We start from the raw sequence: 12,824 nt of genomic DNA, 5'->3' as shown, positions 1-12,824 counted from the left end.
TCTAGCGGGGCAGGGAACCGTCGAAACGGCGCAGAGCCGGGCTAGCCGAAGCTCGGGCTTTAGGCGTTGACGAAGTCCTCGTCGTCATCCTTGCGCACCGCGCCGGCCGAAGCGCCTGCAGCCGCGCCGGACCAGGCGGGGCCCTGTTCGCGGTCCAGGTGGGTGGTCTTCTTGTTCTTCAGCGCGAAGATGTAGACCAGCAGGGACACACCGACCGCGACGGTGACGTAGGTGAAGAACAGATCCACCTGGTCCGACTTCTGCAGCGCCGCGCCGATCAGCGGGACGGTGCCGCCGAACAGCGAGTTGGCGATGGCGTAGCCCAGGCCCACGCCGAGCGCGCGGATGGACGCCGGGAAGAGCTCGGCCTTCACAAGGGCGTTGATGGACGTGTAGCCCCCCACGATCAGCAGGCCGCCCATCATCAGCAGGAACGCCGTGAACGGATCCTTGGTTCCGGCCAGGGTGGAGAGCAGCGGCCAGGTGAAGAGCACGCCGGTGATGCCGAACCAGAGGAGCAGCGGCTTGCGGCCCACCTTGTCCGAGATGATGCCGTAGACGGGCTGGAGCAGCATGAAGATGAACAGCGCCCAGAAGTTGATCACGGACGTGTCGGTCTTGGCGATGCCGGACGTATCGTTCATGAACTTCAGGATGAAGTTGGTGTAGGTGTAGAAGGCCACGGTGCCGCCCAGCGTCACGCCGATGCAGATCAGCAGCGGCTTCCAGTGCTCAGTGAACAGGAGCCGCAGGGTCCCGGGCTGGGCCTGTCCGGCTGCGGCAGGAGCCTTGGCCGCCTGGACCTGCTCCGCCGAAACCGTCTCCTCCATGGAACGCCGGAGCCACAGGACCACCAGCGCCGCAACGCCGCCGATGGCGAACGGGATGCGCCAGCCCCATTCCTTCAGCAGGCCGTCGCCCAGGGAGTTCTGCAGGATCACCAGAACCAGCAGGGCCAGCATCTGGCCGCCGACCAGGGTCACGTACTGGAAGCTGGAGAAGAAGCCGCGTCGTTTGGACGTGGCGGCCTCGGACATGTACGTGGCGCTGGTGCCGTATTCGCCGCCCACGGAGAAGCCCTGCAGCACACGGATGAGGATCAGCAGGACCAGGGCCCAGATCCCGATGACATCCTTCGTCGGGAGGATCGCGATTGCGAAGGACCCCGCGGACATCAGGGTCACGCTGAGGGTCAGGGCCGCCTTGCGCCCGTTGCGGTCAGCGTACCGTCCGAAGAACCAGCTGCCGATGGGGCGCATAAGGAACGACGTCGAGAAAACGGCCATCGCTTCGAGGCCGGCCTGGAGCTCGTCCTTGGAATTGAAGAAGTGTGCCTGGAAGTACGCCGCGAAGACTGTGTAGACGTAGAGGTCGTACCACTCCACGAGGTTGCCGGCGGAGCCCTTGAGGATGTTGCTTACGGCCCTGCGTGTCTGTGCGGCCTCGCTGGGTGCCGCGCTGTGGGGCGCGGCGTGCTGGGTGCTCATCAATGAACCTTCCTGGTCGGTGCCACCGTCGGCGTCCGGGGTGCGAAATGGGTGTCCTGCCGGAATCCTGCTCCGGGCTTCCCTGCGTCTGTGCGGCGTTGGGGGTCCTCAGCCGACTGCCCCGAACCGGTCGCCTTGCCGGCAGATAGTGCAAGAGGACACCTGCCAACTTATGCGTGATCCTTGGCACATCCAACGTGGAGAGGCATTTCCTAACACTTCCTTAGGAATTGGAAACTGCCGACGGCGGCGGGTCGCCTTTGCACTTCGCCCAACGGCATCGCAGGCACTCCGTCATCCTGCCACGGCAGCAACAAGGCGAAATCCGCAGACAAGGAGTAATGTCCAAACGGACTCCGATGTCCGCCAACCGCAACGAAGGCAGAGGAAACAGGCAATGCGCGTGCTCATCGTCGAGGACGACGACGCGATGGCGTCGGCCCTCGAGGCGGCCGTCGTATCCGCAGGCCACAAACCACATCGTGTGTCCCGGGGTGCGGACGCATTGCTGGTCCACCGCGAACACGAAGTCATCCTTCTGGACCTCGGGCTTCCGGACATGGACGGCCTCGAGCTCCTGCGGAAGCTTCGCCAGGTTACGGGCTGCCCCATCCTCATCCTCACTGCACGCGACGACGAACGAAGCGTGGTCCTGGGCCTCCGCTCCGGCGCTGACGACTACCTGGTCAAGCCGGTAAAGCTGGTGGAGCTCCTCGCCCGGATTGAAGCGGTGACACGGCGGGCGGGCCGCGGCGGCCCGGAGAGGTCCCACAGCATCGTCCTGGGCGAACTCGACGTCGACCTCGACCGGCGGGTGGCGGCAATCGGATCCCGGGTCCTCTCACTGACGGCAACGGAATTCGATCTCCTGGCCCTGCTGGCCCGGAACGCCGGCTCCGTGGTGACCCGCGAACAGATCCTCGATGCCCTATGGGGTGATGCTTTCTTGGCCTCGTCCCGGGCCCTGGATGTGCACCTCACCGGACTGAGGTCCAAGCTGCAGCTGCCCGGCTTCATCATCAACGTCCGGGGCGTGGGATACCGGGTCGAAGCGGATCAAACGTGAAGCGCCGGGTCCTGGGCATCCTGAGCCTGTTCGCCCTGGTGATGGTGCTGGCGGTCTCCACCGCCATCCTCACCTCGGCTGGCCGGGAGCTGACCCAGGAAGTCCAGATCAATCGCGTCTCGGGGCTCAACCGGTTTGCCCAGGTTGCGTACGACGCCTCGCAAAGCGGCGACACGACGCAGCTCCGGCGCGAGATGGATCGTTACTCCAGCCTTTACGGCGAGGGCGTCATCGTTCGACTGCAGGAGGCCGCCACGGTGCAGTCCGGCGGGCTTACCCCGGACCGCCCCGACGTGCGGGATGCGATCTCCCGGGCCAGCTTGAACCTCAATGACACAACGCTTGAGCCGTTGCAGCCGTTTGGCTCGGGCAGAGCACTTATTTCGCGCTCGTTCGGCAGCGCCAGCCAGGTGCTGGGTGAAGCCGTCCTGGAAGTGGACCTCGGGCCGGCACGGCAGAAGCTTCGCGAACGCTGGCTGCTGGTGGGTTTGGGCGCGGCGGGGCTTTCTGCAGTCCTGCTCCTGGGGGCGCTCCGTGCCACAGGATGGGTGATCCGGCCGGTGCTGCGGCTGAACTCGGCGGTAGCGGAACTGGAGGCCACCGGCAGGGCCGCGCGGCTTCCCGAGGCCGGGCCCCCCGAACTCAAGGAACTGAGCCGCTCCTTCACCAAAATGGCCGAGACACTGAGCAGCAGCACCGAGTCCCAGCGTCGGCTCATCGCCGACACCTCGCACCAGCTCCGCAACCCCATCGGCGCGCTGCGGCTGCGGATCGACCTGCTGCAGCTGGAACTCCGGACCGACGCTGAACGGGCCAAAGCTGCGGGGGTCGTGAAGGAACTCGAGCGCGTGGAGGAGATCCTGGACGACGTCCTGAAGTTGGCCACCGCCGAGCACCGGGCTTCCGAGGGCGCGGCCAACGAAACTTTGAGACCGGGCGCGGGCGGCACCGTGCAGCCCATCGATCCGTACCCCGTGCTGCAGGAGGAAGTGGACCGGGCACGCCCCGCCGCCAAATCCGTCGGCTCCAGCCTCGTTTTGGCTGCTCCTCCGGAACCGCCACTGGAGCTTCGCTGCAGCGCCGCCGAGCTCGCCCAGATGGTGGGTGAGCTGATCACCAATGCCATCAAGTACGCCCCCGGGGCCACCATTACGGTGGAGGCCCGCCCGCTGGGCGCCTCAGTGGTGGTAGAAGTGTCCGACGACGGCCCTGGGCTGCCGCCCGAAGAGCTCGGCGCTGCAGCCACGCGGTTTTGGCGCTCCCCGAGCCACGGCAACATTCGAGGCACGGGACTGGGAATGACCATTGTGGACCGGCTGGCAGGTGCGAACGGGGGACGCCTGACGCTTCGGGGACGCGATCCGCACGGTCTCCGTGCAATCCTGGAATTTCCCGCCGCTGCCCGGGAAGGATGGCGACCATGAGGCCGGGAAGACAGCACCCAGTGGGCCGGCGCGGGGTCCTGAAGTCCGGACTGGGCCTGGCCCTCGGGGCCGTTAGCTTCCCGGGCATTGCGGCATGCACTGCGTCACCGGGTCCCGCCAGGGTGACCGTGGCCGGCGGTGAAGCGGGCGGGTTCTACCTCGAGTTCGCCACTCTTCTTGCCGAGTCGCTCCAGCGCCACGGGATCGCGCAACGCGCAGAACCCCTGACCACCGGCGGCAGCCTGGACAACATGAAGCGACTGGTCGCCGGCGAGGCAACGTTCGCCGTCGCGCTCCTCGATGCCGCTGTGCAGCAGACTGTGGGCCAGCCCGCCGGGGCGATGGTCGCCGTCGGGAAGGTCTACGAAAACTATGTCCACTGCCTGGTGCGGCGGGACAGCGGAATCGGAAACTACCGCGACCTCACGGGCAGGAGGATCGGGATTGGTGAGGCGGGGTCGGGAACATCGCTGACGGCCAAGAGGATCCTGGAAGTGTCCGGGCTGGCAGGCTCGGCCAGGGCCGTTACGGAAGTCAATCTGGGTCTCAACGACGGGCTGGGCGCGCTTCGAAGGAAAGCCGTGGACGCGCTGTTCTGGTCGGGCGGTGTTCCGACAGCCGCCATCACGAAGGCGAACGACGAGCCGGGGCTTCGGCTGCTCGACCTCTCCAGCCTGGTCCGGCCCCTTCGCGACCGCTTCGGTGCTTTCTACGACCGTGTCCTGATTCCCGGAAGCGGCTACCCGGGAGCCGGGTCCGTCTGGACCGTGGGCGTGGCGAACCTCCTGCTGTGCCGTGGCGACCTTGACGGCGGCATCGTCCGGAACACTGTCAGGCTGCTGGTCGATCACGCCGACGAGCTCGTTCCCCGGTCCAGCCTCGGCGTTCAGTTCCTGAGCCCGGACACCCTGATCAACACGGCGGATCTGCCCCTGCATCCCGCTGCGGCGGAGGCCTACCGCACGCTGCATGGTTAGGCAGGGCCCCCAGCTGCGGCCGGCTTCGGGGCATGGCGCTGCTCCCAGGGCATGCAGGCTCCCGGGCCATGGCAGGATGGAACGATGACTTCTGTTGCTTCTGAAAACCTTTCCGGGGCGAACCCGGCCGCCGGGACGGCTCCCGCCGTCGTCCTGACCATCGCCGGCTCGGAGGCGACCGGCGGTGCCGGGGCCCAGGCCGACCTGAAGACCTTCCAGGAACTGGGCGTCTTCGGCATCGCCAACCTCACGTGCATCGTCTCGTTCGACCCAAAGAATGACTGGAACCACCGCTTCGTGCCCGTGGACCAGGAAGTCATCGCGCACCAGCTGGAGGCGACGACGGCGGCCTACGGTCCCGCTTCCGGCGCACCTTCCGTGCTGGACACGGTGAAGATCGGCATGCTGGGCAGCCCGGACACCATTTCGACCGTGGCCTCCGCGCTGGCTGCGGGTGCGTTCAGCAATGTTGTCCTGGACCCGGTGCTGATCTGCAAGGGCCAGGAACCGGGCCACGCGCTGGACACGGACCAAGCACTCAAGGCGCAGATCCTGCCGCTCGCTACGTTCGTCACGCCCAACCACTTCGAGGCGGAATCGCTGTCCGGCCTGGAGATTACCGACGTCGACTCCCTCAAGGCTGCGGCAGTCCGTATCCACGAGCTGAGCGGAGCCGTGGTGCTGGCCAAGGGCGGCGTGCGCCTGTCCGGGCCCGACGCCGTCGACGTCTTCTACGACGGCGAAACCCTCGAGGTCCTCAGCGCTCCGAAGGTGGGCGAGGTCGCCGTCTCCGGCGCCGGATGCTCGCTCGCCGCGGCAGTGACGGCCGAGCTGGCGAAGGGCGCTTCGCCGCTGGAGGCAGCGCGCACGGCCAAGGATTTCGTGACCGCCGGCATCCGCAACCGCGTGGCCTCGGGTGCCCCGTTCGAAGCCCTCTGGCAGGGCGGCCCGCGCTAAGCGTTGGTTTGATCAGGAGCGGGGGTCGGCCACTGTTCCCATGAACAGCGGCAGCCCTGTTTCGACGTGCACGATCTGGTAATGGAACGGCCGGTCGAAGTCGATGGTGTGCTCGGGCTGGGGTGGCGCGCCAGTGACCATGCCGTTGATCTGGGTCACCGCTGCAGCCACCGTTCCCTTCTCCGCCACCGTGATGTTGGCGGCCTGCGCTGCCTGCGTGATGGTCATTTTCGGCTGGATCGCGTTGAAGTCCTCAGTGGTGGTGAGCGTCTTATGCAGTCCGGCGGCTTCCAGGACCCGGCGCAGATCGAAGCTGCTTTTGTGGTCCCAGCGGGGCAGCTGGATCTGCACCGTCTCCAGAGGCGCGGCGCCCATGGCATCCGCGATTTCCGTGAGTTGAGGCGCCCCGAATGAGGCATGGGAGTCGATAGCTTCCGGCAGGACCAGACGCATCACGAATCCCTCGGCATACGGGAGGTCCACGGCCCGCCAGCCGGCGCCTTCCGCGTACTTCATCTCCAGCAGGTTGTGCATGGCGGGGACGTCGGCTTCCTCTCCCCCGCCAGTGGTGAAGGGCAAATCCGATGTGGAGCCCGGATCAAACGGGGTTTGCCAGGCTGCTGCGAAGCACACGGCATTGAGCAGGCTGAAGGTGTTCCGCGGATCGTACTTCGCCGGCGCCTGCTTGATCCGGCCGCCCGTGTTGGTGTCCACCCAGGCATCGATCGCGGGCTTGGTGGCACCCTCATTGCGGAAGTCCACCGCATACACGCCGGTCCCGTAGTGCTTGGCCAGCGTGCCGAGGAATGCCTCGCCGGCCTGCACGTCCTTGTCCACGAACAATCCGTTGGCGGCATGCATGACCGGCTGCCGCGGCGGGTTGTCCTCGTCCACGGCCCCCGGGTCACCGTCGAACGTCGCCAGGGACGCGAGCAGCGCATTCATGGCCTGATCGCGCTTCTCCGGGAACCCCACAACGCTGTCCAGCTCGGTAGCCGATTCCCCGGAGGCGCCGGCTCGAAGCATCGCCAAGGCAACCAGCAGGCTTCCCGGCGAGGACACCACGTTCCCGCCCGAACCGTCCCCGCCGTCGGCCAGCAGTGCCAGGCCGAGCCCAAGGGCGGCGTCCCGGAACGAGCGGTATTCGGCGGCGTAAGCCGTGCCGTCCACCGAAACCCGCTCCACGCCGTCGGCCTTCACCAGTCCCGGCACCGGCGCCGAACACGCCGTCGCAAGCGCCACTACGGCCGAGGCCGCCACCATTTTGGCCATTCGAATCCTGTTCATTGCAGTCCTCGGCTCGTCCGGAGAACACCGTACGTACTCAGTCAACCAGCGGGGTCCGACAGTAACGATGCCTGCCCGGTCACGGTTTGCCGTCGCTTTGGTCTCACCCGTCCGACGCCCTCTCAGTTTCCGCAACGTTTTCGGCAACGCGCCCTCATTCCTGCGCGGGCGTATTCTCAAGGCATCGGCGGAGCGCGGTGGATCGATCGTGAAGGAGCGTGGCATGGCCCAGCATTTCGACAACGTCGACGAGTACATCGCCCAGTTTCCCGCCGACGTGCAGGATGTCCTCCGGGAGGTCCGGCGCAGATGCCGCGCTGCCGTGCCGGGTTCCGGCGAAATGATCAGCTACGGCATCCCGACCGTCACCCTCGGCGGCAAGTATGTCGTGTACTTCGCAGGCTGGGCGCAGCATATTTCGGTCTACCCGTTACCGTCCGGTGACGACGCGTTCCAGGCTGAGATCGCGCACTTCCGGTCCGCCAAGGGCACGCTCAAGTTCCCCCTCGGCAAGCCCATCCCCTACGGGCTCATCGAAAGGACGGCGGCGCTTCTCGCCGCCGAGCGCCAAAGACGATAACCGCCGTCGGTACTTTCTACTAACGCCGCGGAATGTTCCGGAGGTTGCTCCGCGCCATGCTCACGGCCTCGCCGGCGCCGCGGTTCAGGACCACCTTGGACATGGCGGTGGCGAACCCGAGGACCTGCGAGCCGGTGATTTTCGGCGGGATCGACAGTGCCTTCGGATCCGTGATGAGCTCTACCAGCGACGGCCCCGGATGGGCGAAGGCCTCACGGTACGCGTCCTCAATCCGGGCTGGATCCGTGACTCGCACCGCGTGGAAGCCGAGGGCGCGGGCAACGGCGGCGTAGTCGGCGTCGGGCACGTCCACGCCGAAGTCCGGCAGGCCGTCCACCAGCATCTCCAGCTTGACCATGCCCAGGGTGGAGTTGTTGAAGACCACCACGTTAACCGGCAGCCGGTGGGCGGCAACGGTGATGAGCTCGCCGAGCAGCATGGACAGCCCGCCGTCGCCCGACACCGAAATGACCTGGCGCCCGGGGTACGCGACCTGCGCGCCAATCGCGTGCGGCAGCGCATTGGCCATCGAGCCGTGCAGGTACGAGCCGATCAGCCGGCGCGTGCCCAGCGGGTTGATGTAGCGGGCGGTCCACACGTTGCACATGCCGGTGTCCGCGGTGAAAACGGCATCCTCGGCCGCCACCTGGTCCAGCAGGGACGCCGCATATTCGGGATGGATCGGCTGCTTCTTTTCCACCTTGCGGGTGTAGGCGCCCACAGCCTTGTTCATGAGCCGGTCGTGTTTCTTGAGCATCTGGTTAAGGAAGCGGCGGCTCCTCTTCGGTGCGAGCAGGGGCATCAGCGCGTTGAGGGTTGGCAGGACGTCGCCGTGGACGGCGATGTCAACGTCGGTCCGCCGGCCCAGCCTGTGGGCGGCACGGTCCACCTGGGCGGTGCGGGTTCCTGGCAGGAACTGGTCGTACGGGAAGTCGGTGCCCAGCAGGATCAGCAGGTCCGCGTCCTCGATCCCCTCCGCCGCGGCACCATAGCCCAGCAGCCCGGTCATGCCGATGTCGTACGGGTTGTCGTACTGCAGGAAGTCCTTGCCGCGCAGGGTGTGCCCGACCGGCGCACCGATCAGTTCTGCCAGAGCAATGACCTCGTCATGGGCTCCCTGCGTGCCCACACCGGCGAAGATGGCAACCTTGCCGGCCGCGTTGATGGCGTCGGCGAGCTCCCGGACGCTTTCGGGCGCCGGGGTCAGGGTTGCGGGCCGGAAGTTTGCGGGCAGCGGGGTTTCGGCCGTGGCCTCCAGTCCGGCGATGTCGCCCGGAAGGGTGACGACGGCGACGCCGCCCAACGCGACGGCGTGCTGGATGGCGTTGTGCATCACCCGCGGCGCCTGCTCAGCCGTGCTGATGAGCTCCGAGTAGACGGAGCATTCGTTGAAGATCCGGTCCGGATGGGTTTCCTGGAAGAAACCGCTGCCGATCTGCTTGCTGGGGATGTGCGAGGCTATGGCCAGAACCGGCGCGCCCGAACGGTTTGCGTCGTACAGGCCGTTGATCAGGTGCAGGTTGCCGGGGCCGCATGAGCCGGCGCACACTGCTAGCTTTCCTGTCAGCTGGGCTTCGGCCGCGGCGGCGAAGGCGGCGGCCTCTTCGTGCCGGACATGGATCCAGTCGATGCCGCCCTGCTGCGAGCCGCCGGTCTGGCGGACGGCGTCCACGATTGGGTTGAGGCTGTCACCGACGATTCCATAGATCCGCTGCACACCGGCAGCCTGCAGTTGTTCGATGAGCTGGGTGGCAAGTTCCTTAGCCATGGGTGCACGCTCCCGCAATCAGGTTGGTGGGCTGACAAGGGCCAATATAGTCCGCGCACCTTGGCACAACGACAAGTCTTCCCCAACACGACGCCTGAGCGGGCCAGCCTGCAGGGCAGAGCAGGCCTCCCGCAAGAGTGCATGAGCGCACCTGGAAAGCCTGCAGGATCTGCGAGAGCGTCGGTCAGCTTCCCGAATGGGCCTGCAGGAACGTGTATACCTCGGTCTCGTCCACGCCGGGGAAGGCGCCCGGGGGCATGGCGGCAAGCAGGTGCGAGTGCGCCCGCGCCGAGGGCCAGGCATTGCCCGCCCACTCCGATGTCAGCGCGGCCGGCGGGCGTTTGCAGCAGTTCGGGTCGGGGCAGTTGGACGTTGCCCGGGCTGTCGTTTCCCGTCCGCGGAACCACTTCACGTGCTGGTAGGGGACCCCGATGCTCAGCGAGAACTGCCCGCTGGCCGACCGGTCGGTGCGAGCGGTGCACCAGTACGTGCCCGACGCCGTGTCCGTGTACTGGCTGTAGGCGCTGAACTTGTCCGGCACATCAAACACGGCACGGGATGTCCAGGCCTTGCAGGACGGCTGCCCCTCGATCGCCCCCGTGTGGTCCTGCGGGAAGTTCACGCCGTCGTTCTCGTAGGCCTTGTAGATGATTCCGCTCTGGTGCGTCTTCTGGAAATGCGTGGTGATGCCCAGGTGCTTGGTGGCCAGGTTGGTGAAACGGTGCGCGGCGGTCTCATAGGACACGGCGAAGGCATCCCGGATGTCCTCGACCGCGATCTCCTTCGCCGCCTTAGCCTTTTGCAGAAATTCCACGGTTGCCTGCTCCGGGAGCAGGAGCGCGGCCGCGAAATAGTTCGTGGCCACCCGCTGCGCGAGGAAGTCGCCGTAGTTGCGGGGCGTTTCATGGCCCAGGACGTAGTGCCCCAAGGCCTGCAGGAGCACGGAGCGGGGGTCGTGGTCCTGCCGCTCGCTCTGCGTCAGATAAATTTTGCGGTTCTTCAAATCGGTCACCGAACGCGTGGAATGGGGCAGGTCGCTCACGTGGTGGAGGCTGAAACCGAGGTTCTCTGCGATGTCGGCAATGACGTGCTGGCTGAGCGGACCAGTGGTGTAGCCGACCCCCTTAAGGACCTTCTGCGCCTCCGCCTCATACTCCGGAAAATAGTTGCCGCGCTCGCGCATCATGGCACGCAGCTCGCCGTTCGCGCGCCGGGCCTCCTCCGGCGTCGCCACCTGCTCGTTCATCTTGCGTTCGAGCTCGTGCAGCAGCCCCACCTGCGCCTCCAGGACATCCATCGGCAACCGCGAACTGACGCGGATTTTGGGCAGGTTCAGCGACTCGTAGAGGGGGCCCCGCTGGTAGCGTTCGAGCTCGATTTCCAGACCTGCCCGGCGGCTGGGCGGTTCGGCTCCGAGCAACTGGTCGATGCTGACGTTGAGCGCCGTTGCCAGGTGTTGTAGCAGGCCGAGTTTGGGTTCCCGCTTGCCATTTTCAATTAGGCTCAACTGGCTCGGGGCGGTGCCGACGGCGGCACTCAGGCCATCCAGCGTCAGTCCCGCCTGCTTGCGCAGATGGCGGACACGGCGGCCGAGCGAGATAACGTCCAGTTCCGCCGTCGACTGTGGTGACGACGGCTGCGAAACTTCCCTGTTCCAGCTTGAAGGCGACATTTCTGAAGAATACGTGAAGAACTGCATTTCTTTCCACAGTTTTCCCCTAGAAAGCTGTTGGAAAGTGCAGAAAAGTAGGTGTCACGGAAAGAAGCACCACCGGAAAAGCCGGCCGGAGCTGCAAAGGCGCAGCGAAGGTCGGGCCGGAACCACGAACCCCGGAATGGCCCGGGAGCTAACAAGGAGACAAAGATGACTGCAGCATTTGAGCCCACCCAGGAGCCGTCCGGCCAGGACACAGCAGAACAGGCCGCCGCACTGGAGCTCGAGTGGGCTGCCAACCCGCGCTGGGAAGGTGTGACCCGTGACTACAAGGCAACGGATGTCGTCCGCCTCCGCGGCCGGGTCTCCGAAGAGCACACGCTGGCCCGCCGCGGTTCCGAGAAGTTGTGGAAGCAGCTCACCGAGGAGCACAAGGACGGCAAGTACACCAACGCCCTGGGCGCCCTGACCGGAAACCAGGCCGTGCAGCAGGTCAAGGCGGGCCTGCGCGCCATCTACCTTTCCGGCTGGCAGGTCGCCGCTGACGCGAACAACTCCGGCCACACCTACCCGGATCAGTCCCTGTACCCGGCCAATTCGGTCCCCACTGTGGTGCGCCGCATCAACAACGCGCTCCTCCGCGCAGACCAGATCGAGTTCTCCGAGGGTATCCAGACCGTCGAGGACTGGCTGGTCCCGATCGTCGCGGACGCCGAGGCCGGCTTCGGCGGTCCGCTGAATGCCTACGAGCTGATGAAGTCCATGATCCAGGCCGGGGCGGCCGGCGTTCACTGGGAGGACCAGCTCGCCTCGGAGAAGAAGTGCGGCCACCTCGGCGGCAAGGTGCTCATTCCCACCCAGCAGCACGTCCGGACCCTGAACGCGGCCCGCCTGGCCGCCGACGTCGCCGGCACCCCGTCCGTCGTCATCGCCCGTACCGACGCCGAGGCAGCCACCCTGATCACCTCCGACGTCGACGAGCGGGACCAGGAATTCATCACCGGCGAACGCACCGCCGAGGGCTTTTACAAGGTCCGCAATGGCATCGAACCCTGCATCGCCCGGGCCAAGGCCTACGCCCCCTACTCGGACCTTATCTGGATGGAAACGGGCACCCCGGACCTGGAGCTGGCCCGCAAGTTCGCCGAGGCCGTCAAGGCCGAGTTCCCGGACCAGATGCTCTCCTACAACTGCTCGCCGTCGTTCAACTGGCGCAAGCACCTGGACGACGCCACCATCGCCAAGTTCCAGCGCGAACTCGGCGCCATGGGCTTCACCTTCCAGTTCATCACCCTGGCCGGATTCCACGCCCTGAACTACTCGATGTTCGACCTCGCCCACGGCTACGCCCGTGAGGGCATGAGCGCCTACGTCGAACTGCAGGAAAAGGAATTCGCCTCCGAGTCCCGCGGCTACACCGCAACCAAGCACCAGCGCGAAGTCGGCACCGGCTACTTCGACGACATCTCCACTGCGCTCAACCCGAACGCATCCACATTGGCCCTCGTGGGATCCACAGAAGAAGGCCAGTTCCACTAATCATTTCCCCAAGTAAGTAGCAGTAGGTGTCGTTTTGAAGGCTCAAAACGACACTTACTGCTACCCAGTTGGGACCTTTAAAGGA

10 protein-coding genes are annotated in these 12,824 nt (G+C 66.1%); 6 read left to right on the top strand and 4 right to left on the bottom strand.

Going from position 1 to position 12,824, the window contains the following annotated elements; translation table 11 throughout:
- Nucleotides 1-59: 59 nt before the first annotated feature.
- On the bottom strand, nt 60-1,487 hold the full coding sequence (locus tag DBZ45_RS02845; RefSeq protein WP_111902454.1) for an MFS transporter: 1,428 nt from the start codon (nt 1,485-1,487) through the stop codon (nt 60-62).
- 397 nt (nt 1,488-1,884) lie between these two features.
- Here DBZ45_RS02845 and DBZ45_RS02840 point away from each other — a divergent pair, with 397 nt between their 5' ends.
- The 4 genes from DBZ45_RS02840 to DBZ45_RS02825 all read left to right on the top strand — a co-directional run bounded on the left by DBZ45_RS02840 (nt 1,885) and on the right by DBZ45_RS02825 (nt 5,911).
- Nucleotides 1,885-2,553: a response regulator transcription factor gene (locus DBZ45_RS02840; RefSeq protein WP_102972744.1), complete on the top strand. Its 669-nt coding sequence runs from the start codon at nt 1,885-1,887 to the stop codon at nt 2,551-2,553.
- Complete coding sequence (locus DBZ45_RS02835) at nt 2,550-3,977, top strand: sensor histidine kinase (RefSeq protein WP_111902453.1); 1,428 nt, start codon at nt 2,550-2,552, stop codon at nt 3,975-3,977. The genes DBZ45_RS02840 and DBZ45_RS02835 overlap by 4 nt, the downstream gene beginning before the upstream one ends.
- Nucleotides 3,974-4,954 carry a TAXI family TRAP transporter solute-binding subunit gene (locus tag DBZ45_RS02830; RefSeq protein WP_111902452.1) on the top strand — a complete coding sequence of 327 codons (981 nt, stop codon included), beginning with the start codon at nt 3,974-3,976 and terminating at the stop codon, nt 4,952-4,954. Before DBZ45_RS02835 ends, DBZ45_RS02830 begins: the two co-directional genes overlap by 4 nt.
- An 84-nt stretch (nt 4,955-5,038) precedes the next feature.
- The gene (locus DBZ45_RS02825; protein WP_111902451.1) at nt 5,039-5,911 is read left to right on the top strand and encodes a hydroxymethylpyrimidine/phosphomethylpyrimidine kinase; all 873 of its coding nucleotides are present in this window, start codon (nt 5,039-5,041) and stop codon (nt 5,909-5,911) included.
- Between the two features lie 12 nt (nt 5,912-5,923).
- Here DBZ45_RS02825 and DBZ45_RS02820 read toward each other — a convergent pair whose 3' ends face one another.
- The gene (locus DBZ45_RS02820) at nt 5,924-7,198 is read right to left on the bottom strand and encodes a serpin family protein (RefSeq protein WP_111902450.1); all 1,275 of its coding nucleotides are present in this window, start codon (nt 7,196-7,198) and stop codon (nt 5,924-5,926) included.
- A gap of 223 nt (nt 7,199-7,421) precedes the next feature.
- Between DBZ45_RS02820 and DBZ45_RS02815 the strand changes: the two genes are divergently transcribed.
- Entirely contained in the window at nt 7,422-7,778 is a 357-nt protein-coding gene (locus DBZ45_RS02815) for an iron chaperone (protein ID WP_111902449.1), read from the top strand.
- A gap of 19 nt (nt 7,779-7,797) precedes the next feature.
- Here DBZ45_RS02815 and DBZ45_RS02810 read toward each other — a convergent pair whose 3' ends face one another.
- Together DBZ45_RS02810 and DBZ45_RS02805 are read right to left on the bottom strand one after the other, a co-directional pair.
- A complete protein-coding gene (locus DBZ45_RS02810) occupies nt 7,798-9,546 on the bottom strand; it encodes a pyruvate dehydrogenase (protein ID WP_111902448.1) in 1,749 nt (582 codons plus the stop codon).
- A 184-nt stretch (nt 9,547-9,730) separates the two neighbouring features.
- Complete coding sequence (locus tag DBZ45_RS02805; RefSeq protein WP_111902447.1) at nt 9,731-11,245, bottom strand: XRE family transcriptional regulator; 1,515 nt, start codon at nt 11,243-11,245, stop codon at nt 9,731-9,733.
- Between the two features lie 165 nt (nt 11,246-11,410).
- Between DBZ45_RS02805 and aceA the strand changes: the two genes are divergently transcribed.
- Nucleotides 11,411-12,739 (top strand): isocitrate lyase, encoded by a 1,329-nt coding sequence (aceA, locus tag DBZ45_RS02800; RefSeq protein WP_111902446.1) that lies wholly within the window; start codon nt 11,411-11,413, stop codon nt 12,737-12,739.
- The last annotated feature ends 85 nt before the right edge of the window (nt 12,740-12,824 follow it).

It is taken from the genome of Arthrobacter globiformis, assembly GCF_003261175.1.
Taxonomy (GTDB): Bacteria; Actinomycetota; Actinomycetes; order Actinomycetales; family Micrococcaceae; genus Arthrobacter; species Arthrobacter globiformis_A.
This window is presented reverse-complemented; position numbering and strand designations above follow the sequence as displayed.

Excerpts from the sequence above, each read along its gene's own strand:
- DBZ45_RS02845 (WP_111902454.1), bottom strand. The coding sequence starts at position 1,487 with ATGAGCACCCAGCACGCCGCGCCCCACAGCGCGGCACCCAGCGAGGCC.
- DBZ45_RS02840 (WP_102972744.1), top strand. The coding sequence starts at position 1,885 with ATGCGCGTGCTCATCGTCGAGGACGACGACGCGATGGCGTCGGCCCTC.
- DBZ45_RS02830 (WP_111902452.1), top strand. The coding sequence starts at position 3,974 with ATGAGGCCGGGAAGACAGCACCCAGTGGGCCGGCGCGGGGTCCTGAAG.
- DBZ45_RS02825 (WP_111902451.1), top strand. The coding sequence starts at position 5,039 with ATGACTTCTGTTGCTTCTGAAAACCTTTCCGGGGCGAACCCGGCCGCC.
- DBZ45_RS02820 (WP_111902450.1), bottom strand. The coding sequence starts at position 7,198 with ATGAACAGGATTCGAATGGCCAAAATGGTGGCGGCCTCGGCCGTAGTG.
- DBZ45_RS02815 (WP_111902449.1), top strand. The coding sequence starts at position 7,422 with ATGGCCCAGCATTTCGACAACGTCGACGAGTACATCGCCCAGTTTCCC.
- DBZ45_RS02810 (WP_111902448.1), bottom strand. The coding sequence starts at position 9,546 with ATGGCTAAGGAACTTGCCACCCAGCTCATCGAACAACTGCAGGCTGCC.
- DBZ45_RS02805 (WP_111902447.1), bottom strand. The coding sequence starts at position 11,245 with ATGCAGTTCTTCACGTATTCTTCAGAAATGTCGCCTTCAAGCTGGAAC.
- aceA (WP_111902446.1), top strand. The coding sequence starts at position 11,411 with ATGACTGCAGCATTTGAGCCCACCCAGGAGCCGTCCGGCCAGGACACA.